Raw genomic sequence first — 23,453 nt, 5'->3', positions numbered from 1 at the left:
TTTGAACGATTTTGAATCGCATTTATTAGTATATCACATCCTTCTAGGTGTATTTCCGAGTTCATCAAGAGGAGATTATGATATACTGTTTGTAGTATTTTGACTAGACTAATTGAGGGTGATAAAATGAAAATTTCAACAAAGGGCCGTTACGGGCTTACGATTATGATTGAATTAGCAAAGCATTATGGTGAAGGGCCGATTCCATTGCGTAAAATTGCTGCGGAAAAGGAGCTTTCTGAAGCATATTTAGAGCAATTAGTGTCTCCGCTTCGTAATTCAGGCTTAGTAAAAAGTGTACGTGGTGCTTATGGAGGTTATATGCTAGCGAATCCACCTAGCGAAATTTCAGCAGCCCATGTTATTAGTGTGCTAGAAGGGCCTATTCAACCAGTAGAGGGTATTGAAAATGAGGAAGCGCCACAACGAGAGTTATGGCTACGTATTCGCGATGCAGTAAAAAATGTGTTAGATACAACGACAATTGAAGACCTAGCACAATATACAGAAGAAAATGTAGCGGAAGGTTACATGTTCTATATTTAAAATGTTCGAGCTAAAGTGCTACGCCCGCATCAATCTCATTCATTTTGTGAAATAGTCTTATCGCAATGGCTATTTTTACGATGAGTGATGTGGGTTTTTGCGCTTCTGATCTTGATTCAGGAGAGGACTCCACTTATGAAGGGTGAGCTGAATGCGGTGCTGATTTTTTCAGTGAGTGTTCAAACGATCACTGAATCAAGATAAAGTCTCTGGCGAAAGTCACAGATTTTGAAGAGAGGTCTGCATGATGCAGGTCAGTTACCGTTGTCACAGAATGTGACGAGAGTAGGCTAACTGTTACTCATTAGTTTGAAAAGAATGGACGTATTGTTTATCTGCGCGAAAGTGAAGTGTCAGCGGCAATTACGTCGAGGCGTAATTGATCAAAAAGGAGTTTTCAACATGAATTCATATATTTATCTCGATCATGCGGCTACATCTCCGATGAATGGCCAAGTAATAGAAGCGATGACGACTGCTATGCAGCAGGTTTTTGGCAACGCATCAAGTATTCATGGCGCAGGTCGAGAAGCACGAAAATATTTAGACAATGCACGTGAGTTATTAGCGAAATCCATCGGTGCCCAAGCAGGGGAAATTATTTTCACAAGCGGCGGCACGGAAGCTGATAATACAGCCATTTTAGGCACTGTCTATGCCCGTGCGAACGAAGGGAAACACATCATTACAACACAAGTAGAGCATCATGCGGTGTTACATACTTGTGAAAAACTTGAACGCGATGGCTTTGAGGTGACCTATTTACCAGTAGATCAATTGGGACGTGTAGCGGTTGAAGATGTTCAAGAAGCCCTTCGCGAAGATACTATTTTAGTGACGATTATGTATGGTAATAATGAAGTAGGTACAATTCAGCCTATTGCTGAAATTGGTGAGCTATTACGTGAGCATCATGCCACATTCCATACAGATGCAGTTCAAGCTTACGGCTTGGAGAAAATAGATGTCAACCAATTACAGGTGGATTTATTGAGTGTATCTGCACATAAAATCAATGGTCCTAAAGGTGTTGGATTCCTTTACCAAAAGACAGGAACACCGTTAGCGAGCTTTGCTCTTGGGGGCGCACAAGAGAAAAAACGTCGCGCAGGTACTGAAAATATTCCAGCCATTATTGGTTTTGCGACTGCTGTGCAAGTTGCAAATAAGTTGCGTGAAGAAAAGCGTTCACTATACAATCACTTTAAGCAAATTATGCTCGAAGTTTTTACACAGGAAAAGCTAGCGTTCCATGTGAATGGTGAAGAAAAGCATTCATTGCCTCATGTACTAAATATTAGCTTTAAAGGGATGGAAGTAGAATCGTTTCTAGTGAATCTTGATATGGCAGGTATTTGTGTATCAAGTGGTTCAGCATGTACCGCTGGTTCGATTGATCCATCGCATGTGTTAGTAGCGATGTTCGGGCAAGGAGCAGAGGAATTACGAAACTCCATCCGATTTAGCTTTGGGCAAGATTTAACGGAAAACGATATACGCGATGCAGCGGAAAAAACAGCTCAAATTGTGAAAAAACTAGCTACCAAATAATTTGCGCAATACGACGTTATGTTTCTATATCTTTTGAAGCATCAACTGTAATTAGATAAAAGAAAAGGTGACCACAATGAAAGAAACACGTGACCCCTCACAAATTCGCGTTGTCGTCGGCATGTCAGGTGGGGTAGATTCATCGGTGGCTGCATACTTGTTAAAACAACAAGGGTATGAAGTAATCGGGATCTTCATGAAAAACTGGGATGATACGGATGAAAACGGTGTTTGTACAGCGACTGAAGATTATGATGATGTGATTAAAGTGTGCAATCAAATCGGTATCCCATACTATGCTGTCAATTTCGAGAAACAATATTGGGATAAAGTTTTCACATACTTTTTAGAAGAATATAAAGCAGGGCGTACACCAAACCCTGACGTGATGTGCAATAAAGAAATTAAATTTAAAGCATTTTTGGAGCATGCCATGAACTTAGGCGCCGATTACTTAGCGACAGGACACTATGCACGTATTGATCGAAGTGTTGATGGTGAAGTGAAAATGTTACGTGGCGTTGATGATAACAAAGATCAAACATACTTTTTAAATCAACTATCACAGGAGCAATTAGCCCATGTGATGTTCCCAATTGGCGATATTGAGAAGAAAGAAGTGCGTAAAATTGCAGAGGAAGCTGGACTTGCCACTGCTAAGAAAAAGGATTCAACAGGAATTTGTTTTATCGGAGAACGTAACTTCAAGGAGTTTTTGAGTCAATATTTACCAGCTCAACCTGGCAAAATGGAAACAATGGATGGCGTTGTGATGGGACAACATGATGGTTTAATGTACTATACACTTGGGCAACGACATGGTCTTGGTATTGGTGGAGACGGTGAACCTTGGTTTGTGCTAGGGAAAGATTTAGAGCGTAATGTGTTACTTGTTGGACAAGGCTTTGACAATGAGTTTTCATACTCTACATCATTGACTGCTGTGAAAATGAACTATACTTCGACAAAAAAATTGCCTGGGAAATTTTCTTGCACAGCGAAATTCCGCTATCGTCAAACAGATACACCAGTAGAAGTAGAAATTTTACCAGATGGTCGTGCACACATTACATTTGCAGAGCCTGTACGTGCGATTACACCAGGACAAGCCGTAGTGCTGTACAATGGTGATGAATGTATGGGTGGCGGTACGATTGACGAAGTCTTTAAAAGTAATGAAAAACTAACATATGTTGGATAACTTGTGTTAAGACTGCTCTTACTGCCTCTTGGCTTTCTAGAAGCAGTCTTTCGCTACATAGAGGTGAAGAACAAATGAATTATAATGAACAGGGCATTCAAGCATTTCAAGAAAAACGTTATGAGGATGCTGCCAAACTGTTTACAAAAGCAATTGAAGCAGAGCCCGAAAATGCCATTGGTTATGTGAATTTCGGCAATTTGTTAGCTGTGTTAGAGGATACAGAACGTGCAGAACGTTTCTTCCAAAAGGCGATTACTGTAGATGAAACTGCAGCGACAGCTTATTACGGTTTAGCCAATTTATATTATAATGCGGAACGCTATGCGGAAGCTGCAAAACTGTATGAACAAGCACTTAAACATCAGATTGAAGGGGCAGATGTTTATTATATGATGGGGAAATGCTTTGAGCGTATGGAGAACTCAAAACTGGCATTGCCCTATTTACAACGTGCCGTAGAAATTGCGCCAGAAGATACACAAATTCGTTTAACCTATGCGATTGTGCTATGTGCGCTAGAAATGTTTGAGGAAGGGAAGAGGGAACTGGATCTCTTAATCGAGCAGGATTGGAATAATGCAGATGCACATTATAATTTAGGCGTGCTCTATGCCGTTTCCACAGAACAAACGGAAGATGCAATGTATCATTTGAAACAAGCCTTTACATTACAACCTGAATATGACCAAGCACGATATATATATGATATGATTGCCCAACGATTTAACTGATAGATGATTAGCAGCAAGTGTCAATTGATGAACTTGCTGCTTTTTTTCTATCAAAATGCAAAGCAATCTATAAATCTCATTTATTATTTTTCAGCAAATGAATTCCTTCCTCTTTTATTTTTCGTTCAAACTTGGTAATGTTTGTTATGCAGGGAAGGAAAAGGTGACAGGATGAATAAAGTATTTATTGCACTATTACTTGTAACAGCACTTGCCGCAATTGAAGGAACAATTGTAAGTACGGCTATTCCAAGTATTACAGCTGATTTATTAGGCGTAGACTTAATTAGCTGGATTTATTCCGCTTATTTACTAGCTTCTGCTATTGCTGCGATTATTTTTGGCAAGCTAGCTGATTTATTTGGACGCAAGCGGATGATTATTACAGGGATTATTATTTTTTTAGTAGGCTCGATGTTATGTGGTTTAGCCCAATCGATGGAGCAATTAATTGTCTTTCGTGCAATCCAAGGTATTGGTGCAGGTTCAATTTTACCCATCACATTAACAATGGTTGGGGAGTTGTATAAGACTGAAAAAGCGCGTGCCAAAGGACAAAGCTATTTAAGTATGGTATGGGGCGTGTCTGGCGTAGTTGGTCCATTATTTGGAGGTTTTATTGTAGACCAAGTGTCATGGCACTTTATTTTTTTCATTAATGTACCATTTGGTTTAGCATCTATTTATTTAATTGCGAAACATTATAAAGAGCAAATAGAAGCGGTGAAGCGTAAAATTGACTACCTAGGTGCTGTACTATTTACAATTGGCATGGTGGCGTTGTTATTTGTGATTATCGAAAACAGTAAAACGCAGGCTTGGTTATCAGGTCAATCATTGCTAATGTATCTAATTGCGGTTGTCTTCCTTAGTATTTTTATTTGGGTGGAATTACGAGCTGAAGAGCCAATTATTCCGTTAGCACTGTTTAAAAATGGGCGACTAATGGTCATAAATGCCTTAACATTAAGCGGGATGTCTATTGTGATTGGTGTAACGGTTTATATTCCGATATTTGCCCAAAGTGTTCTTGGTAAAAATGCAACACAAGCAGGCTTATTATTAACACCGATGTCTATTTTCTGGACGGTAAACTCCATTATGGCAGGTTATTTAATCGGGCGTTTAACGAATAAAAGAATTATTCAAATGGGGACAATTTTACTGGTTACGGGTACTCTATTACTGGCAAGACTATCTTCAGGTTCTAGCGATTTCAGCGCTTATTTCGCTTCATCATTAGTTGGGCTAGGAATGGGCTTTATCATGCCAATGTTGATGATTTCCATTCAAAAGGTGGCAAATCCGAAGCAGCTTGGCATCTCAATTGGTTTAAACTCCTTTACAAATACATTTAGTCAAGCGATTGGGGCAGCACTATTTGGGATGATTTTTAACTTAGCAACGAGTGAAAAAATGGCTTCATTAGGAAAAGGTGAAATTCAATTAAATGGTGAATTTGCAAGAGGTGGCTTTAGTCTAGAAGAAGTAAGCTTTTTAAAAGAAACTATTGCGAATGGCGTAAGCTATGTTTATGTCGCTACCTTTGTTTTTGCCATTTGTGCCCTGATTTTCTCCTTCTTTGTAGCGACGAAATCCAAGGAGCAGGCATAATCATTACAAAGCTTTAAAACTGTAAAAATCCACCTCACTCTCTGTGAAAAAGAACATTGGACAATTGGGTCTTTTACTTTTCTCACCGAAAGCTAGGTGGATTTTTATGTTCATTTAGTTTTGGTCATAATGACAACGGAGTGTCATTGATTGTTAGGTAGTTCTGTTAAGTATTTCGCTAAATGTGAAATAGGGGTACTGTCTAGTAATGATGGCTCTGCTTCATTTTCTTTTAAAATATTGATCTCTTTATTCAAACGCTCCATTTTTCGATCTAATTCGGCTGCTTGTAGTGCGGCTTCTTTTAATTCAATACGAATATGCTCGGGTACATCTTTGTTATACTTATAATAAATTTTGTGCTCCAAGCTTGCCCAAAAATCCATTGCTATTGTACGAATTTGGATCTCTGTGTAAACCTTTTCCATATGGTCTGACATAAAGATAGGAATTTTAATAATGAGATGTAAGCTTTGGTAGCCATTTTCTTTTGGATAAGCAATATAATCCTTCACTTCAACAACCTCAATGTCATGCTGTGCCTGTAACATGGCACTAACCTTGTAAATATCTTCCACGAAAGAGCAGGTGATGCGAGCGCCTGCTATATCACGAATATTTTCACGAACAGCCTCCATGGATGGGGGAAGCTCTTTTTTCATCATCTTCGCTAAAATACTTTTCGGTGATTTTACACGAGTGGAAATATGCTCAATTGGATTGTATTCATGAATCAACTTAAATTCTTCTTGCAATATATTTATTTTCGTTTCTACTTCCTGTAGAGCAAATTTGTAGGCTAAAAAGAAACGTGTTAATTCAGTTTGGAATGTTTTTAAAGAGTTTACCTCTAGTCCAGTTTTCATAGTTTGTAAATCCTTTCTAGTTGGTTTGTGCCATTTTTATTTTCTGTGTGGCTGTCATCGCAATGAGATAGCCAATAATGGGTGAAATTCCATAGCCCATAATAGGCATTGGAAAATGGCCAAAGAAAGTGACAAGAATTGTCATCAAGAAATAGAGTCCTAAAGCGCTTGCTAATATATCTTTTTTCCATGTGATAAAGAATGGATAGACTAACAATAGAAGGGCTCCAACTCCTAAAATAAGTAACATACTTCCCATATCTGCTACTAAAAATATTATTTGCTCTACATATGGTACAGGAGCTAAATGATCGATGTAAATCCAGGATGTAAAGACATATAGGGTTAGTATGATTAGCGTAATATACTGCCATTTAGGGTTTTCTATAGCTCGCCATAAAATAATGGTGGAGGCACAAGCAAAAGCAATAATTTGCCCTGCATCTGGTTGCAATAGTAAAATACCACCTATGAGAATCATGAATCCTATAACATACGGTAAATAATTACTTTTTGATAGCCTCCACAAATAAACAATGAGCATAGGTAAAATAATACTGGCCATATAAAAATTGAATGGACCCAAAGTTACCCATCGGTGGACACCCTCTAAGCCATTAAACCAAAAGGGCAGAATAAGTAAAATAGTTAAAATAGATGTGACCAAAAGAGGGTTCTTATGTAGTTCTATTAGGGGTGTTTTATTTAAAATGACATAGCAAAAACAAACGCCTAACATCCAGATGAATATATTTTGTATCCAAATACTTATGTCTACACCGTAGAAGATCATAGCGATCGTTCCTATAAGAAGTGCGGGAAGCATAAAAAAATAAGGTAGTATATGTTTAATATGGAGTTTAGTCATGTGACCCCCTTATACGTAATGCTATACAATATATAACTCATATGACAAACAAAAGGTTTCAGAAATTGTTGAAAGGAATAGAGGAGACGGAGGTGAGAAAATGAAAAAAAGGAGCTAGTGCCCCTTCGGTTTAAGTAATAATTTCAGCATTTAAGTTATAGCGCTTATTAAACTCATCGACAAAAACCTGTAAATCAATATATGTTCCGATATACGGTTCTGTTTCTTGATCGCGTAACAAGCCACAAGTTGCCTTTAATGATTTTGAAAACTCTAGTAACATTTGTTCGTTGTCCAGTTGCACGTGAATCGCAAGAGAATGATCTTTTTTATTTACTTTAAAATATTTACCATCTATGATTCTCTCTAAATTTGTTTCTTGAAATGGAAAAACATAATCTTTATAAATTAGCTTCACAAGATCCCACCTCTTTCACAATAGTTTACTACATCTGTATAAGGTAACTTCCCACCAAAAATAGAGAGGGCACTGCCAATGGTTACATGCAATTTTCCGTTGGCTAATTGATTAAATTTTTCTAAATCCTCCAGCGAACGAACACCACCTGCATAGGTAGTAGGAATAGAAGTCCAGGCAGCCAAATCCCTTACTAGGCTTTCCTGCATTCCCCCCTTTTTTCCTTCAACATCGACGGCATGAATTAAAAGTTCATCACAAAAATCTTCTAGATAGGCAATAGATGCTGCATTGACTTCGAAGTGACTATATGTAGTCCATTTATCTGTCATGACAAACCACTTTCCATCACGCATCTTGCAGCTAAGATCAATGACTAGACGTTCTTTACCTATCAGTTGGTTTAAACGCTTTAAACGTGCTAGGTCTAGCTGTCCATCATGAAAAATATAGGATGTCACGATAATATGCGAAGCGCCTGCTTCAATATATTTTTGTGCATTATCAGCCGTGATGCCGCCACCAATTTGTAAGCCCTGAGGATAGGCTGCTAAAGCGGCTAAGGCGGCTTCTTCATTCCCAGAACCAAGCATGATAACATGTCCACCTGTTAGGCGATCTTTTGCAAACATTTGTGCATAGTAGCTAGCGTCATGTGTAGAAATAAAATTTTCTACGACAGCTTGATTTGCATAACCCAAAGTACTTCCTACAATTTGTTTTACTTTGCCATCATGTAAATCGATGCAAGGTCTAAATTCCACTAACTTCACAATCCTTCCGTGCGCTAATTCTTATTTATCATAGCATGGAATAAGAGATAAAGGCAGAGAATTGTCATTTGTCGCAATAATGTAAAAATAAAGTAGAGAATACATTTTTATCTACGATATTTTGATGAGGCTATGGTAAAATAAAAAGATTGAAGACAATAAGAAAGGACGGACCGAACATGACCGATCATCTAGATTTATTTGAACTCAATAAATTCTTTATACTCGGACGTCCAATCGTCTCTATCTTTCATAATGCACAAAATATGTATTCGATTGTACGTGTGAAAATACAAGAGACGAACTTACAATATGAAGATAAAGAAATTATCGTTGTTGGTTATTTTCCACCATTACAAATGGATGAACAATATCGTTTTACGGGTATCTTAAAACAGCATCCTAAATATGGTGCTCAATTTCAAATCGAGACATTTACGAAAGAGGTTCCTGCAACTGAGCAAGGGATTATTCATTATTTATCTAGTGACTTATTTGTAGGAATTGGGAAAAAAACGGCTGAAACGATTGTAGAAAAACTAGGGGCTAATGCTCTTCGTGTTATTTTAGAAGATCCTAGTGCACTTGACGCCGTTCCTCGCTTATCCACTGAAAAAAAAGAAGTTATTCATCGCACCATCGAACAAAATCTAGGCCTAGAACGTGTGATGATTCAACTGAATGAGTGGGGCTTTGGTCCACAGCTCGGTATGAAAATCTATCAAACCTATCGAACTGAAGCCATAGAATTACTAACTGAAAATCCATATCGCTTGATCGAAGATGTTGAAGGCGTTGGTTTCTTTCGGGCTGACGAATTAGGGGCTAAACTAGGAATTACTGGTAAACATCCTGATCGTGTCAAAGCAGCGATATTTCATGTGTTAAATACAGCTGCTTTATCAGATGGACACGTCTATTTAGATGCGGAGCATGTCCTACCGCTTGTAAAGGATATGCTTCAACAAAGTCAGCGGCAGGAGATCCCGTTTGAGGACATTTCTAAAGCCTGTATTGAGCTACGTGAAGAAGGTAAAATTTGTGGTGAAGAAACTAGATTATATTTACCATCCCTTTATTTTTCTGAAGTAGGGATTGCCTCTAAAATCGTATCGCTCATTGAGCGAAATAATAAGGCTGAGCATTTTAGTAAGGACGAAATTAGAAAAGCCATTGGAGAAACAGAGGAGCTACTCAATGTCACCTACGCTGAGACACAAGCAAATGCTATTGAACAGGCTTTAAATTCAGCCGTCATGATTTTGACAGGTGGACCGGGTACTGGAAAAACAACGGTTGTACGTGGAGTGGTTGAAGTTTATGCAAAGCTACATGGTTTATCATTAAATCCAAAAGAATATGCTCAAAAAGAAGAACCATTTCCTATCATCCTTTGTGCACCAACTGGACGTGCTGCCAAGCGGTTAGCTGAATCAACTGAGCTTCCTGCAATGACCATTCATCGTCTACTTGGCTTTACAGGGCAAGAAAAAGAGGAAGAAACAGAGCGTGAGGTAACAGGAAAGCTCATCATTGTGGATGAAATGTCTATGGTGGATACATGGCTTGCCCATCAGTTATTAAAAGCTTTACATGAAGATGTCCAGGTTGTTTTTGTAGGGGACCAGGACCAGCTTCCACCAGTAGGGCCAGGACAGGTGTTAAAGGATTTATTAGCATCAAAGCAACTGCCAACTGTTGAACTAACAGATGTTTACCGACAAGCAGAGGGCTCTACAATTATTGAGCTTGCCCATCAAATTAAAAAGGGAACGATTCCAAATGATTTAACAGCTAAAACATCTGATCGTTCGTTTATAAAGGCTTCAGCCGATCAAGTTGCCAATGTTGTCACGCAGGTTGTCAAAAGTGCAGTAGCCAAAGGACAGGAAATTCGCAATATTCAGGTGCTAGCACCCATGTATAAAGGTACGGCTGGTATTGATAATTTAAATAAAAGGATTCAAGAGCTCATTAATCCAAATGATACGGGAACAAGAAAAGAGCTGGTCTTTGGTGATGTGACTTATCGCATAAAAGATAAAGTACTTCAGTTGGTCAATCAACCTGAGAGCAATGTTTTTAACGGGGATATGGGCGAGGTCATCAGTATTATTAAAGCAAAAGAAACGATCGAAAAACAGGACTTACTGATCGTATCCTTTGATGGTATCGAGGTAACCTATCAACGCAGTGATTTGAACCAATTGACACTAGCCTATTGCTGCTCTATTCATAAATCTCAAGGCTCTGAGTTTCAAACAGTTATTATGCCAGTTGTCAGAGGATATTCAAAAATGCTACGGCGTAATCTCTTATACACAGGGATTACTCGTGCTAAAAACTTTTTGATTTTATGTGGTGAACCTGATGTACTTGCAGATGGCTTACAGCGTACAGATGACTTACAGCGTTTCACTTCTTTACGTGCAAGACTTAATCCGATGGATATCAATGAAGAAATTGTGGAAGTAGAGGCTATGTCAATAGAGGAGCAGGAGTTGAACAATCCCGTCTCCATAGCACAAAAGCTAACAGTAGAAACAGCACCATATATTCATCCAATGATTGGGATGAATGATATCTCCCCTTATGATTTTTTAAATGACTAAAATAATTACTATTTGCTGTATATGCCCGATTAGACTGTCTAGTCGGGCTTTTCTATTTAGCCTATCGTCACCTAATATTTGGACATTTCATATACTAGGTGAGTACAAAAACATAGGGAATGTATAGGGGTGACAGCATGCCAATAATGACAGGGCAACAGTATATTGAACGTATAGATGCTTTAAAAACGTATATTTCGATTGATGGGGAAGTCGTGACAGGAAAGGTGTCAGAACATCCTGCATTTAAGGGGATTATGCAGAGTCAAGCAAAACTTTTTGACTTACAACATCAAGGGGCTCTTCTTGAAAAAATGACCTATGAATCGCCAACTAGCAAGCAGAGAGTTGGCATGTCTTTTCTTCAAGTAATGACGCCAGAAGATCTTGTGAAAAGGCGCCATGCGGCAAGGGAATGGGCATTATCTTCCCATGGTTTTATGGGGAGAAGCCCAGATTATATGAATACGACCTTAATGGCCTTAGCTTCAGCGTCAGACTTTTTAAAAGATAAGCCAAATTGTTTTCCAGAGCATTTACTGAAGTTTTATGAGTATGCTCGTGAGAATGATATTACTATGACCCATACCTTTATCGAACCACAGGTAAACCGTAAGCGCTATTACTATGAGGATGAAGAAGTGACGATTGCTGCCAAAATTATTGACAAGACGAGTGAAGGTTTAATCATTAAAGGGGCGAGATTACTAGCAACACAAGGCGGCATAACGGATGAACTGCTCGTTTTATCAACAAATGGTTATGATGAAGGAAAAGGTTTCGGCTTTTCGATACCGAGTAATACGAAGGGCTTAAAGTTTTTATGTCGCCAATCTTTTGTAGGTGGAGATTCCTCATTTGATTATCCATTAAGCTCTCGTTTTGAAGAAATGGATGCGATTGTTGTTTTTGATGATGTAGTTGTCCCTTGGGAACGGGTTTTTTATTACGAAAATGTAGATGTTGCCAATCAATTTATGAATGTTAGTGGCTTCCAAGCATACAGTTTACATCAAGTACTTTCTCGGCAAATTGCGAAGACTGAATTTGTATTAGGTGTTGTGCAGTCGATTGTGGACACCATTAATATCGGTGATTACCAACATGTACAACAAAAAGTAGTGGATGTAATTGTGACACTAGAAACGATGAAGGCAATGCTCGTAAAATCAGAAATAGATGCACAGCGAGATATGTTCGGCTTTCTTCGACCAGACCTCTCAACTTTGCAAGTAGCCATTCAAATTTTCCCGAGAGTATATCCGACTTTTACGGAAATCATCCAACAACTTGGGGCAAGCGGCTTAATGTCCATACCAAGTGCCAAAGCATTTGCAGCAGATGAAGGAGATCTTGATCACTATTTGCAATCATTCCAAGATAAAGGCGAAGAGCGAGTGAAAAAATTTCGTTTAGCTTGGGATTTAACAATGAGTAGTTTTGGCACAAGGCAAACACTGTATGAACGCTTTTTCTTTGGTGATCCAGTGCGTTTATCTAGCCTGCTCTATCAATCGTATAAACGGGACCAATTCGTGCAAAGAGTAGAAGACTTTTTGAAAAATGAATGATTTACAGTTTGACAGTTTGAATTCAATCCGCTATGATTTATAGGAATAAAAGAATAACATCCCTTCGTTAGGTGAGGCTCCTATGCTGGAGATACGCTACTACCCAAAAATGTCGAGAGACGCCAATGGGTCAACAGAAATCATCGAAATAAGGTGTTTTTTAACGTAGCTGGACATATTCCTATGCCGCATAGTGCTAAAACTCAACGTTTGAAGGTAACACGCATGCAACGATTTTTTATTGCTCTTTTTTGATATGTGTATTCAACACGCCTTCATTCGTAGAAGGCGTGTTTTTGTTATGAAAGGAAGGTGATGAGAAATGGATAGTAGTCCTGAACCGAATAAGTATCATTCTAGGCAAACGGAAACAAATAAAAGGCATCCATTTCGGATCACCAACGCAGACAAAAGGCGATAAAGGATGACCTTTTGTTTCCCTCAATAACAAAACATGAGGTGAAGTGCAATGATTAAAATCCACTATTTTAATAGCAGCAACAAGACAGTCCAACATGATTTCAACATGAAGGATTTACAACTACCTATTCATAATGAAGATTTATTATGGGTAGATTTATATGCGTATAGTTATAATGAATTGAATAATATAGCAGATGTATTTGGCTTTCATCCATTAGCAGTTGAAGATTGCTTACATGAAGGCTCCCGTCCGAAAATGGACAATTATGGCGATTATAAATTTTTTGTTTTCCATGCACCCATTTATAATGAAAAAAGTAATAATGAAATTACAACCGTTGAGCTCAATATTTTTATGGGTCCAAACTATGTTGTCACTGTACACAAACGGAAATTGCAATGGCTAGGTCACATGGAAAATGTTTGTGTTAATCGTTCCGAATATATGGAAAAGGGTACTGATTTTTTATTGCATACCATTATAGATGGCATTACAGATGAATATTTTCCAGTATTAGAGCGAATTCGAACTCGCATAGATGAACTAGAAGAAGAAATTTATGAGTATCAACCTAAAGTAGTGACTGAGGAATTTCTTGCACTAAAGCGGGCCATTATTTTAATTCGCCAGGCCATCATGCCGCAAAGAAGAATTTTTTCAACAATCAATGGTCAGTGGAAATTTGAGATACAGGAAGAAAATATCCCATTCTATAAAGATTTAAATGACCATCTAGAACGTATTGTTGACTCTACAGAGACATACCGCGATTTAGTTAACAGTACACTCGACACATATTTTTCAATTAATAGTGGTAAATCCATTGAAAAGCTGAATTTACTAACAGTTATTTCTACAATAATGTTACCATTATCTGTGATCACTAGCTTTTTTGGTATGAATGTGCCGTTACCTTATCAGGATTCACCTATTGCAACGATTGCAATCAGTGCTTTTCTAGTGCTCTTTACTTGGGGTATGTGGGTATATTTTAAAAAAATGATTGCTTAGATAGCATTAGTCATAGTAGTACTAATTGACAGCACAATAGATTTTTTTTATAATTTCGTTAGAAAAAGTAAAAACGATGATGGAAAAAGTACGTATTTGTGCGTGTACAAGAAAGGGATTTCTAGGCTGGAAAAATCCTCACGACAGCAAATGCCGAAAGCTACTCCAGAGTGCAGCTAATCCCTGCCGTTCACTGACGTTACAAGTGCTAAAGAGGTAAGTAAGCATTTTTTACTTACAACTAGGGTGGTACCGCGAGACAAATGACAAGTCCTCGTCCCTTTTTTGGGGATGAGGGCTTTTTTTATTTTCTTCGATAGTACTCTCCAAAGTGTAATTCATGTAGATCGCAGGATTCTTATCGTGATTTTACAATATAAAATAGGAGGAATTTATCCAATGAAAGCAGTAGATATTCGCCGTATGTATTTGGAATTTTTTAAAGAAAAGGGACATCATCATGAGCCATCAGCGCCACTTGTGCCAATAAATGACCCATCACTACTATGGATTAACTCAGGTGTTGCCACTCTTAAACCATATTTTGATGGTCGTGTTATTCCTGACAATCCACGTATTACGAATGCACAAAAATCGATTCGTACCAATGATATTGAGAACGTTGGGAAAACAGCTCGTCACCATACATTCTTTGAAATGTTAGGAAACTTCTCCATTGGTGACTACTTCAAAAAAGAAGCAATCCATTATGCTTGGGAGTTTTTAACGGATAAAAAATGGATGGGCTTTGATCCAGCGTTATTATCTATCACAATTCACCCTGAAGATCAGGAAGCATATGATGTTTGGCATCAAGAAATCGGTATTCCTGAAGAGCGTTTAATCCGTTTAGAAGGAAACTTCTGGGATATTGGAGAAGGTCCATCTGGTCCTAACTCAGAGATTTTTTATGATCGTGGTGTAGAATATGGCTCAGATGAAAATGATCCTGAAATGTATCCAGGTGGGGAGAACGAACGTTATCTCGAAATTTGGAACCTTGTGTTCTCGCAATTCAACCATAATCCTGATGGTACATACACACCCCTACCAAAGCAAAATATTGATACAGGTATGGGCTTAGAGCGTATTGTATCTGTTGTTCAAAATGTACCAACAAACTTCGATACAGATTTATTCATGCCAATCATTGAAAAAATCGAGGAATTTGCCAACCGTAAATATAAGCGTCCTAGCGAAGTAGATTTAAATGAAATTTTCGGCTCAGAAGAGGATATTAATACACCGTTTAAAGTTATTGCAGACCATATTCGTACAGTAGCTTTTGCCATTGGCGATGGTGCTCTTCCTTCAAACGAAGGACGTGGTTATGTATTGCGTCGTTTATTACGCCGTGCTGTTCGTTATGCTAAACAAATTGGCATTGAGAAGCCATTTATGTTTGAACTGGTACCAACTGTAGGGAAAATCATGGAAGACTTCTATCCAGAAGTAACGGAGAAATGTGAATTTATTCAACGTGTCATTAAAAATGAAGAAATTCGTTTCCATGAAACATTGGACGGTGGTTTAGCAATCTTTAATGCAGTAGTGGAATCGCAAAAAACAGCTGGCCACGATTATATTCCTGGTGCAGATGCCTTCCGTTTATACGATACGTATGGCTTCCCAATCGAATTAACAGAGGAATATGCAGAAGAAGTGGGCATGAAGGTTGATCATGAGGGCTTCGAGGCAGCGATGGAAGAACAGCGTGAACGTGCTCGTGCAGCTCGTCAAGATGTTGATTCTATGCAAGTACAAAATGAAGTATTAGCAAACTTAACAGTTGCAAGTGAATTTGTTGGCTATGATACGTTAACGGTTTCTACTGAAATCGCTGCAATGATCGTCAATGGTCAAGTAGCAAAAGTTGCTTCTGAAGGACAAGAAGCATTCGTTATTTTAGCGAAGACACCATTCTATGCAGAAATGGGTGGTCAAATTGCTGATAGCGGTACTATTTCAAATGATCGTTTTACGGCTATCGTAAAAGATGTTCAAAAAGCACCGAATGGTCAACCGCTTCATACAGTAGTAGTTGAATCTGGTGAAATGCATGTAGAAGATGCAGTGCAAGCAGTGGTCAATCGTGATGACCGTAATTTAATTATTAAAAACCATACAGCGACACATATTATGCAACGTGCATTAAAAGATGTGCTAGGCGATCATGTTAATCAAGCTGGTTCATATGTAGGTCCTGACCGATTACGTTTTGACTTCTCTCATTTTGGTCAAGTTACAAAAGAAGAATTACAGCAAATCGAGCGTATTGTAAATGAGAAAGTGTGGGATGATATAGAGGTCGTTATTGAAGAAAAAGGCATTGACGAAGCGAAAGCGATGGGTGCAATGGCATTGTTCGGTGAAAAATATGGCGATGTAGTTCGTGTCGTATCAATAGGAGATTATTCGATTGAGCTATGTGGTGGTATCCATGTCAAACGTTCTTCTGAAATTGGCTTCTTCAAAATTGTTTCAGAAGGTGGTATTGGTGCAGGTACTCGCCGTATTGAAGCTGTGACAGGTAAGGTTGCCTATGAAGCAGTAAAAGAGGAAGAAGCTTTATTAAATGAGGCAGCAGCATTATTAAAAGCAAACCCTAAAGATGTCGTGACAAAAGTGCAGGCATTGCAGGCTGACTATAAAGAGTTACAACGAGAAAATGAAGCCTTATCCCAAAAAATCGCAAATGCACAGGCAGGAGCTATCGTTGATGCAGCACAAACAATTGGTGATGTGACAGTTCTATCGACAAAAGTAGAGGCGAAAGATAATAATCAACTGCGTCAAATGATGGACGACTTAAAAGTGAAAATGCCAAAAGCAGTTATTGTTCTTGGAGCGGTTGATGGCGAAAAAGTTATGTTATGCGCTGGGGTTTCCAAAGAATTAGTTGGTGGCAATTACCATGCAGGGAATATTGTGAAAATGGTTGCAGAAGCTTGTGGCGGTAAAGGTGGCGGTCGCCCAGATATGGCGATGGCAGGTGCAAAGGATGCCTCAAAACTTGAAGAAGCATTAGTTTCTGTGTATGATTATATTAAATCCATTTAACTTCTTTCAACGAAAAGAAGTGAAAGCCTCTGGCTGATTCCGAACGTAATTATGCCGAGGTATAATTGATAATACGCCAAAACATGTTATAATAAAGAGAAATTGGAGATGAGCTTGTCTGCACATCTCCTTATTTCTGAAAGCGAGGTGCTGGTCATGAGTTCATTTGATCAAACGATGAAATTTAATTTTCCAGAAGAATCAATGGAACAGGAAGTCAAGCAAGTAATGTTGAAAGTACATTCTTCATTAGAGGAAAAGGGATATAACCCTATCAATCAGATTGTTGGTTACTTACTTTCTGGTGATCCGGCGTATATTCCTCGCCATCAGGATGCTCGTAATTTAATTCGCAAGCTTGAGCGTGACGAAATTCTAGAGGAGCTTGTTAAATTTTATATTAAAAAGAATAACGAGGACTAGAAATGAGAATTATGGGATTAGACGTTGGGTCGAAAACTGTTGGGGTTGCTGTTAGTGATGCACTCGGGTGGACTGCCCAAGGTATTGAAACCGTAAAAATTGATGAGGCTAACGGAGAGTTCGGTATTGACCGCATCGCCGAGCTAGTAAAGGAATATGCTATAACAGAATTTGTTGTAGGATATCCGAAAAACATGAATAATACGGTAGGACCGCGTGGAGAAGCATCTGAGGACTATAAAAAGTTGTTGGAAGAAACATTTTCACTACCGGTTAAGTTATGGGATGAACGTTTAACGACGATGGCTGCAGAACGTATGCTAATCGAAGCGGACGTGAGTCGCAAAAAGCGCAAGCAGGTCATTGATAAAATGGCGGCTGTGATGATTTTACAAGGCTACTTAGATAGCAAAAATTAATTGATGAGGTGACTTAGGCATGACACACGAGCATAACCATGAAGAAGAACTACATGTTCAACACATTACAGTGATTGACGAAAACGGAAACGAACAGCTTTGTGAAGTGATTCACGTTCATGAATCTCCAGAGTTTGGCAAATCATATGTGTTTTACTCAATGGTAGGCGCAGAAGAAGATGAAGATGGCTCAGTTGAAATCTTCGTATCTTCATTTGTACCATCTGAAAATGGTGAAGATGGTGAATTAACGCCAATCGAAACTGAAGCAGAGTGGGATATGGTAGAGGACGTTTTAAATGCTTTAGAGGATGAAAACGAAGAATAATCTTCTAACTCAAAGCTTGGAACAAGGATCGCAGCTTGCATTCCTTGTTCCTTTTTTATTGAGCCTCTGTCTAGTAGTTGAATTGTGGAGATACATGTGGGTTTCGCTCAAGAGTGTTGTAAATCGTTCGTAAAGTGAGAGAAACCGCTCAAAAGTAGGGTGACAGCACTCATCAAATGACTGGAACTACTCAAGAGCCCGCTAATAAAATACTCAACAATAATAGCGTGGGGGTAAATAAAATCCACTTAATAAATGACAGCAAAGGTATAAAGGAGGAACCCAAATGAATGAAGAAACACAAGAATTTACGATAATAGTCGAAGGTGGCAAAGAGCAAAAATGCCGTGTGGTCTTTACATTTGATGCAGAGGACAAGTCTTATGTGCTATTTTCACTTGTAGATGACAAGGGGCAAGAAATCCCGGGGGATATTTCAGCGATGACCTTTGATTATGATGACAATACGGGTGAAATGGCCAATTTACAGCCAGTTGAAACGGATGCCGAATGGGAAATGATTAATGAGGTAGTGTTGACACTTCTTGATGAATTCGATGCAGAGCCCCAGCTTATTACTGTGACCAATGAAGATGGAACAGATCAAATTTGTGAGGTTATTCATACTTTTTCATCTGAGCAATTTGGTAAATCGTATGTTTTATATGTTCCAGCGACGGATGAACCTATGGAAGAACGTGATATTTTTGCAGCTCAATATTTGTCTGGAAATGACGGTTCTATAGAAGAATTATTACCAATTGAAACGGATGAAGAATGGGCCTTTGTTGAGGATGTATTAAACGAATTGTAAAAACTGTGAGTGGTTGTTAGCCACTCACAGTTTTTTTTATGTTGTTGAAAAAAGGTGATGTCAATAGCAGAAAAAGAACCTTTAGCAAGGCGAGGGGTTGATTTCCGTTCCACCAGCGTCCTTTCCAGGGGGTGTCCGATGAGCCACTTCACTTACTGCGTTCGCTCCAGGGTCTCCTCTGTGACGCTAAATCCCCTAGGAGTGACGCTGGCTCCACTCCAATCAGCCATTCTGCAAAAGTGTCTTTTCCTGAACAAAATAGCCCATTATTTATATTATAAGAGAGGATAGCCTCTCTTACTTTCAATGTGGAGAAGTGATGTGTGACAACACCCCTCCATAAAGAGTAGTGAAGACCTTTGCTAAAAAAGGCAATATTTTTGTGGGTTGGAGTGGAAGGCTACTTGAGTCCCGTGGGATAGCGAGACAGGCGAGCCTCTAAACGGAGCGGTAGCAGAGGAAGCGGCTCGGCGCTCGCCCACAGGAAAGCAAGTAGCCTGCAACGGAAATCCTTTTTTACCTTTCGCAAAAATGCTGTGAATTGTTTTGTTTTTCAATACTATGAAACCTCTGAGTGGTTGTTAGCCACTCAGAGGTTTTTGTTTTATTAATAGAAATTTTCTATCAAGGGTCTAAAAATATTCTATCTGTAAATGGGATTTTTGCATTTTCGATTAAATTTAATGGATTTTCGAGAAAAAATATGCATTTCAACTTTTAGTTTTCTGAATTTTTTAATAAATGAAACAAAAGGAGCATTGACCAATTCTTAGTAAATAGATAAGATTTGTTTTAAATTAAACCAAGTAAATTTATTAATTAAGGAGGTAATGTGATGAGACTAGGTTGGAAATGGCTTATCGGTGCATTGGTAATAGGCTTGTTGGCTGGTTGCACAAACAAAGAAGAGGCTACTAAAGAGGAGATTGTAACATTAAAAGTAGGGGCAGCCAATGTTCCTCATGCGGAAGTATTGGAGTATTTAGCAAAAGATATTGAAAAAGATGGAGTGAAACTAGACATTACCATTATAAAAGATGCTGTGCAAGCGAACCAACAAACGGCAGATGGTGAGTTGGATTTTAACTATTTTCAACATGTCCCTTTTTTAGAACAGTCGAATAAAGAAAGTCATTTAGATTTAGTCAGTGTAAAAGGAATTCATATTGAGCCATTTGGTGTGTACTCAAAAAAAATAAAAAAAATTAGTGATTTGCCACAAAATGCAAAGGTTGCTGTACCTAATGATGTTGTCAATTTCTCAAGAGCATTATTACTGTTTCAAAATAATGGTTTGATTGAATTAGATAAAACGAAGAAAGGTGATTATACAGTCGAAGATATTGCGAAAAATGAGAAGAGTATTCAATTTATAGGTGTTGATTCTCCACTACTTGTTCGTTCATTAGATGATGTAGAAGCAGCTGCTATCAATACAAATTACGCATTAGAAGGGGGCTATAATCCTGTGAAGGATGCACTGATTATAGAAGATTCAGAATCACCTTATGTCAATATAATAGCCTCGACAAATGAAAAAAAGGATGATCCAGCTATACAAACAATTGTTAAGTGGTTAACAAGTGAAAAGGCACGTTCGTTCTTTGAAGATCAATATAAAGGTGCTGTTGTCCCAGCATTTTAAAGCTGTGCAATCACATAAATGCTAAGGAGGTAGACGTGCATGATTGAGTTTATTGAGACAACAAAAGAATTCCAGGTCGGTACTTCGACTGTAACGGCTCTAAATAAAATCAATTTAACAATTCAGAGGGGGGATATTTTTGGTGTTATCGGTTTTAGTGGTGCTGGTAAGAGCACACTGATTCGGACAGTAAATTTACTGGAGGAGCCAACATCTGGGCAAGTACTTGTGAATGGCAAAGAATTAACCACGCTCACTAAAAGGCAGCTTCGAGAGGAGAAGAAAAATATCGGCATGATTTTTCAACACTTTAATCTCCTGCATTCTAAAACAGTATTTGAAAATGTAGCAATGCCTTTAATCATAAGTGGAGTAAAAAAATCAAATTTGGAAGGTCAAGTAAAAGAGGTTTTAGCATTTGTTGGTTTAGCAGACAAAACGGATCGCTATATTGATGAGCTATCAGGCGGGCAAAAACAAAGAGTCGGCATTGCAAGAGCATTAGTGACAAAACCAACTATCCTTTTATGCGATGAAGCAACTTCGGCTCTCGACCCACAAACGACCAAATCGATTTTAGCCTTACTGAAGAAGGTCAATATCGAGTACGGTATTACAATTTTAATGATTACTCATGAAATGGAGGTTATTCGGGATATTTGTAATCGTGTCGCTGTCATGGAAAATGGAAGAATTATTGAAACAGGCAATGTACTTGAAATTTTCTCCTCACCAAGAGAAGAGACAACTAAAAATTTTGTCCAATCGGTTGTTCGTGATGAAGTTCCACCTTCTGTTTATGAGCAGCTAAAAAGTATAGATGCTTCTAAAAAAATTTACAATTTAAAATTCATAGGAGTAGACGTTGGGCAGCCGATTGTCTCACAGGTGGCGAAAAAGTTTGCTGTAGATGTCAATGTTTTATTCGGCAATATCACAGAATTACAAGGAATTCCATTCGGCCATTTAATCGTGGAGCTCGTTGGTTCTGAAAAAGATATACAAAAAGCATTTCTTTTTATTCAGGCTAAAAATATTCAAATAGAGGAGGTTGTTGCACGTGAAAGTAAGTACACAAATCATTATCGACGCGGTTCTAGATACGTTGTACATGGTTAGCATTTCCTTATTTTTTGGCGCTATTTTAGGCTTTATTTTAGGGGTAATCTTAGTTGTGACGAGAAAAGGACATATTCTTGAAAATAAATTAATCTTCTCGGTTGTCAATCCGATCGTCAATACATTGCGCTCCATTCCATTCATTATTTTACTTGTTGCAATTATTCCATTCACAAGATTACTCGTTGGCACTGCCATTGGTACGACTGCTGCCATTGTGCCGCTAATCTTGCATATTGGACCATATATTTCAAGATTAATAGAAAATTCATTATTAGAGGTGGATGAAGGCATCATTGAAGCAGCTAAAGCAATGGGAGCCTCTCCATTTCAGATTATTCGAAAGTTTTTGTTACCTGAAGCCTTCCCATCGTTAATCTTAAGTGTCACAACTGCAACGATTGGGCTTGTTGGTGCGACGGCCATGGCTGGAGCTGTTGGAGGTGGTGGTTTAGGTGATGTTGCCATTACTTACGGATATCAACGCTTTGATAATACAACGATTTTGGTTACAGTGGTCATTTTAGTTGTACTTGTGCAAATTATTCAAAGCATTGGCAACAGTCTTGAACGAAAAATACGTAGGGTGTCTTAGGGAGAATGTGAGCATGAAAAAACTGAAATATTTAATAGGACTTTTTACATTACTATTGTTACTAATGGCATGTGCAGAAGCGGATGAAAAAGATAGTGTGAAAGTGGGTATCCGTAGCTCGGAATTGAAAACATGGGCGTATATAAAAGAACAGGCTAGTGAGGAAGGTATTAACTTGGAATTAGTAACATTCTCTGCTCAATATGACCCAAATCAAGCATTGGCAGAGGGAGAAGTAGATATTAATGCTTTTCAACATGTTGCATATTTAAATTTATTTAATACGAACAATAACTCGGATTTACAGGCAATTGGCACAACAATAATGGCACCAATTGGCTTATATTCAAACAAATATAAATCGCTAGATGATATAAAAGAAGGCGCAAAAATTGCTGTACCAAATGATCCTTCCAACTGGGGTAGAGCTTTGCTACTGCTTCAGGAGCATGGACTACTAACAGTAACGGATGATTTTGATGGTAACGGTGGAGAAGACCGTATTAAGGATAATCCCAAAAACTTAATCATTTTGCCTGTTGATGGTGCAACAACGCCACGTGTGATGGAGGATGCTGATTTTGCCATTATTAATAATGGAGTTGCTGTAGAAGCTGGTCTTTTATTGAAGGATGCCATCATTCACGAAAGTGAAACAGCTAAGCCATTTATTAATGTTATCGTGGCAAAGGCAGAAGACAAAAATAATGACATATTGAAGAAAATCGTGGAAATTTATCAGCGAGATGAAACGGGGAAGTTTATTAAAGAAGTGTCAAATGGTAACTATATTCCAGTGGAGCTACCACTGGATGAATTAGCAACATGGAAAGATTTCTATTCATATTAGGAAGGGTGATA

At 38.4% G+C, this 23,453-nt stretch carries 21 protein-coding genes, 1 riboswitch and 1 other annotated feature; of the genes, 17 read left to right on the top strand and 4 right to left on the bottom strand.

What is annotated here, in order from left to right; genetic code table 11:
• Positions 1 to 126: 126 nt before the first annotated feature.
• The 5 genes from cymR (at position 127) to AC6BKE_RS23175 (ending at position 5,646) form a co-directional block, all read left to right on the top strand.
• A complete protein-coding gene (cymR, locus tag AC6BKE_RS23195; protein WP_008181126.1) occupies positions 127 to 546 on the top strand; it encodes a cysteine metabolism transcriptional regulator CymR in 420 nt (139 codons plus the stop codon).
• Positions 547 to 948: 402 nt separating this feature from the next.
• Positions 949 to 2,097, top strand: a complete 1,149-nt coding sequence (locus AC6BKE_RS23190) for a cysteine desulfurase family protein (RefSeq protein ID WP_036124356.1) — start codon at positions 949 to 951, stop codon at positions 2,095 to 2,097.
• 76 nt (positions 2,098 to 2,173) lie between these two features.
• Positions 2,174 to 3,298, top strand: coding sequence for a tRNA 2-thiouridine(34) synthase MnmA (gene mnmA / locus AC6BKE_RS23185; protein ID WP_058844058.1), 1,125 nt, complete (start codon positions 2,174 to 2,176; stop codon positions 3,296 to 3,298).
• 74 nt (positions 3,299 to 3,372) lie between these two features.
• Entirely contained in the window at positions 3,373 to 4,032 is a 660-nt protein-coding gene (locus AC6BKE_RS23180) for a tetratricopeptide repeat protein (protein WP_499858147.1), read from the top strand.
• A 171-nt stretch (positions 4,033 to 4,203) separates the two neighbouring features.
• Positions 4,204 to 5,646 carry an MDR family MFS transporter gene (locus AC6BKE_RS23175; RefSeq protein WP_101966500.1) on the top strand — a complete coding sequence of 481 codons (1,443 nt, stop codon included), beginning with the start codon at positions 4,204 to 4,206 and terminating at the stop codon, positions 5,644 to 5,646.
• 143 nt (positions 5,647 to 5,789) lie between these two features.
• Here the strand turns inward: AC6BKE_RS23175 and AC6BKE_RS23170 are convergent, their stop codons facing one another.
• The 4 genes from AC6BKE_RS23170 to hisA all read right to left on the bottom strand — a co-directional run bounded on the left by AC6BKE_RS23170 (position 5,790) and on the right by hisA (position 8,562).
• The gene (locus AC6BKE_RS23170; protein ID WP_036124348.1) at positions 5,790 to 6,512 is read right to left on the bottom strand and encodes a GTP pyrophosphokinase; all 723 of its coding nucleotides are present in this window, start codon (positions 6,510 to 6,512) and stop codon (positions 5,790 to 5,792) included.
• A 16-nt stretch (positions 6,513 to 6,528) separates the two neighbouring features.
• Positions 6,529 to 7,380, bottom strand: a complete 852-nt coding sequence (locus AC6BKE_RS23165) for a hypothetical protein (protein WP_499858146.1) — start codon at positions 7,378 to 7,380, stop codon at positions 6,529 to 6,531.
• 130 nt (positions 7,381 to 7,510) lie between these two features.
• Positions 7,511 to 7,798, bottom strand: coding sequence for a hypothetical protein (locus AC6BKE_RS23160; RefSeq protein WP_036124345.1), 288 nt, complete (start codon positions 7,796 to 7,798; stop codon positions 7,511 to 7,513).
• Positions 7,795 to 8,562, bottom strand: coding sequence for a phosphoribosylformimino-5-aminoimidazole carboxamide ribotide isomerase (gene hisA, locus AC6BKE_RS23155; protein ID WP_036124343.1), 768 nt, complete (start codon positions 8,560 to 8,562; stop codon positions 7,795 to 7,797). Before hisA ends, AC6BKE_RS23160 begins: the two co-directional genes overlap by 4 nt.
• A 188-nt stretch (positions 8,563 to 8,750) precedes the next feature.
• Here hisA and recD2 point away from each other — a divergent pair, with 188 nt between their 5' ends.
• From recD2 to AC6BKE_RS23095, 12 genes are all read left to right on the top strand, one after another.
• Complete coding sequence (gene recD2 / locus AC6BKE_RS23150) at positions 8,751 to 11,183, top strand: SF1B family DNA helicase RecD2 (protein WP_499858145.1); 2,433 nt, start codon at positions 8,751 to 8,753, stop codon at positions 11,181 to 11,183.
• 137 nt (positions 11,184 to 11,320) lie between these two features.
• A complete protein-coding gene (gene hpaB, locus AC6BKE_RS23145; protein ID WP_036124339.1) occupies positions 11,321 to 12,754 on the top strand; it encodes a 4-hydroxyphenylacetate 3-monooxygenase, oxygenase component in 1,434 nt (477 codons plus the stop codon).
• A gap of 56 nt (positions 12,755 to 12,810) precedes the next feature.
• A riboswitch (M-box (ykoK) riboswitch) is annotated at positions 12,811 to 12,976 on the top strand.
• Between the two features lie 247 nt (positions 12,977 to 13,223).
• Positions 13,224 to 14,189 carry a magnesium transporter CorA family protein gene (locus AC6BKE_RS23140; protein ID WP_036124338.1) on the top strand — a complete coding sequence of 322 codons (966 nt, stop codon included), beginning with the start codon at positions 13,224 to 13,226 and terminating at the stop codon, positions 14,187 to 14,189.
• Positions 14,190 to 14,256: 67 nt separating this feature from the next.
• Positions 14,257 to 14,474: a binding site (T-box leader), on the top strand.
• A gap of 114 nt (positions 14,475 to 14,588) precedes the next feature.
• Complete coding sequence (gene alaS / locus AC6BKE_RS23135) at positions 14,589 to 17,249, top strand: alanine--tRNA ligase (RefSeq protein WP_089933437.1); 2,661 nt, start codon at positions 14,589 to 14,591, stop codon at positions 17,247 to 17,249.
• Positions 17,250 to 17,405: 156 nt separating this feature from the next.
• Positions 17,406 to 17,672, top strand: coding sequence for an IreB family regulatory phosphoprotein (locus AC6BKE_RS23130; RefSeq protein WP_004226839.1), 267 nt, complete (start codon positions 17,406 to 17,408; stop codon positions 17,670 to 17,672).
• Positions 17,673 to 17,674: 2 nt separating this feature from the next.
• Complete coding sequence (gene ruvX / locus AC6BKE_RS23125; RefSeq protein WP_036124334.1) at positions 17,675 to 18,091, top strand: Holliday junction resolvase RuvX; 417 nt, start codon at positions 17,675 to 17,677, stop codon at positions 18,089 to 18,091.
• A 19-nt stretch (positions 18,092 to 18,110) separates the two neighbouring features.
• Entirely contained in the window at positions 18,111 to 18,419 is a 309-nt protein-coding gene (locus AC6BKE_RS23120; RefSeq protein ID WP_036124332.1) for a DUF1292 domain-containing protein, read from the top strand.
• 286 nt (positions 18,420 to 18,705) lie between these two features.
• On the top strand, positions 18,706 to 19,233 hold the full coding sequence (locus AC6BKE_RS23115) for a DUF1292 domain-containing protein (RefSeq protein ID WP_036124330.1): 528 nt from the start codon (positions 18,706 to 18,708) through the stop codon (positions 19,231 to 19,233).
• An 835-nt stretch (positions 19,234 to 20,068) separates the two neighbouring features.
• Positions 20,069 to 20,878 carry a MetQ/NlpA family ABC transporter substrate-binding protein gene (locus AC6BKE_RS23110; protein WP_036121966.1) on the top strand — a complete coding sequence of 270 codons (810 nt, stop codon included), beginning with the start codon at positions 20,069 to 20,071 and terminating at the stop codon, positions 20,876 to 20,878.
• 39 nt (positions 20,879 to 20,917) lie between these two features.
• Positions 20,918 to 21,997, top strand: coding sequence for a methionine ABC transporter ATP-binding protein (locus AC6BKE_RS23105; RefSeq protein WP_101966497.1), 1,080 nt, complete (start codon positions 20,918 to 20,920; stop codon positions 21,995 to 21,997).
• Positions 21,990 to 22,592: a methionine ABC transporter permease gene (locus AC6BKE_RS23100; protein WP_230593802.1), complete on the top strand. Its 603-nt coding sequence runs from the start codon at positions 21,990 to 21,992 to the stop codon at positions 22,590 to 22,592. Before AC6BKE_RS23105 ends, AC6BKE_RS23100 begins: the two co-directional genes overlap by 8 nt.
• Positions 22,593 to 22,605: 13 nt before the next feature.
• Entirely contained in the window at positions 22,606 to 23,442 is an 837-nt protein-coding gene (locus AC6BKE_RS23095; protein ID WP_499858144.1) for a MetQ/NlpA family ABC transporter substrate-binding protein, read from the top strand.
• Positions 23,443 to 23,453 lie beyond the last annotated feature (11 nt).

Source organism: Lysinibacillus sp. COL-1, from assembly GCF_059814265.1.
This window is presented reverse-complemented; position numbering and strand designations above follow the sequence as displayed.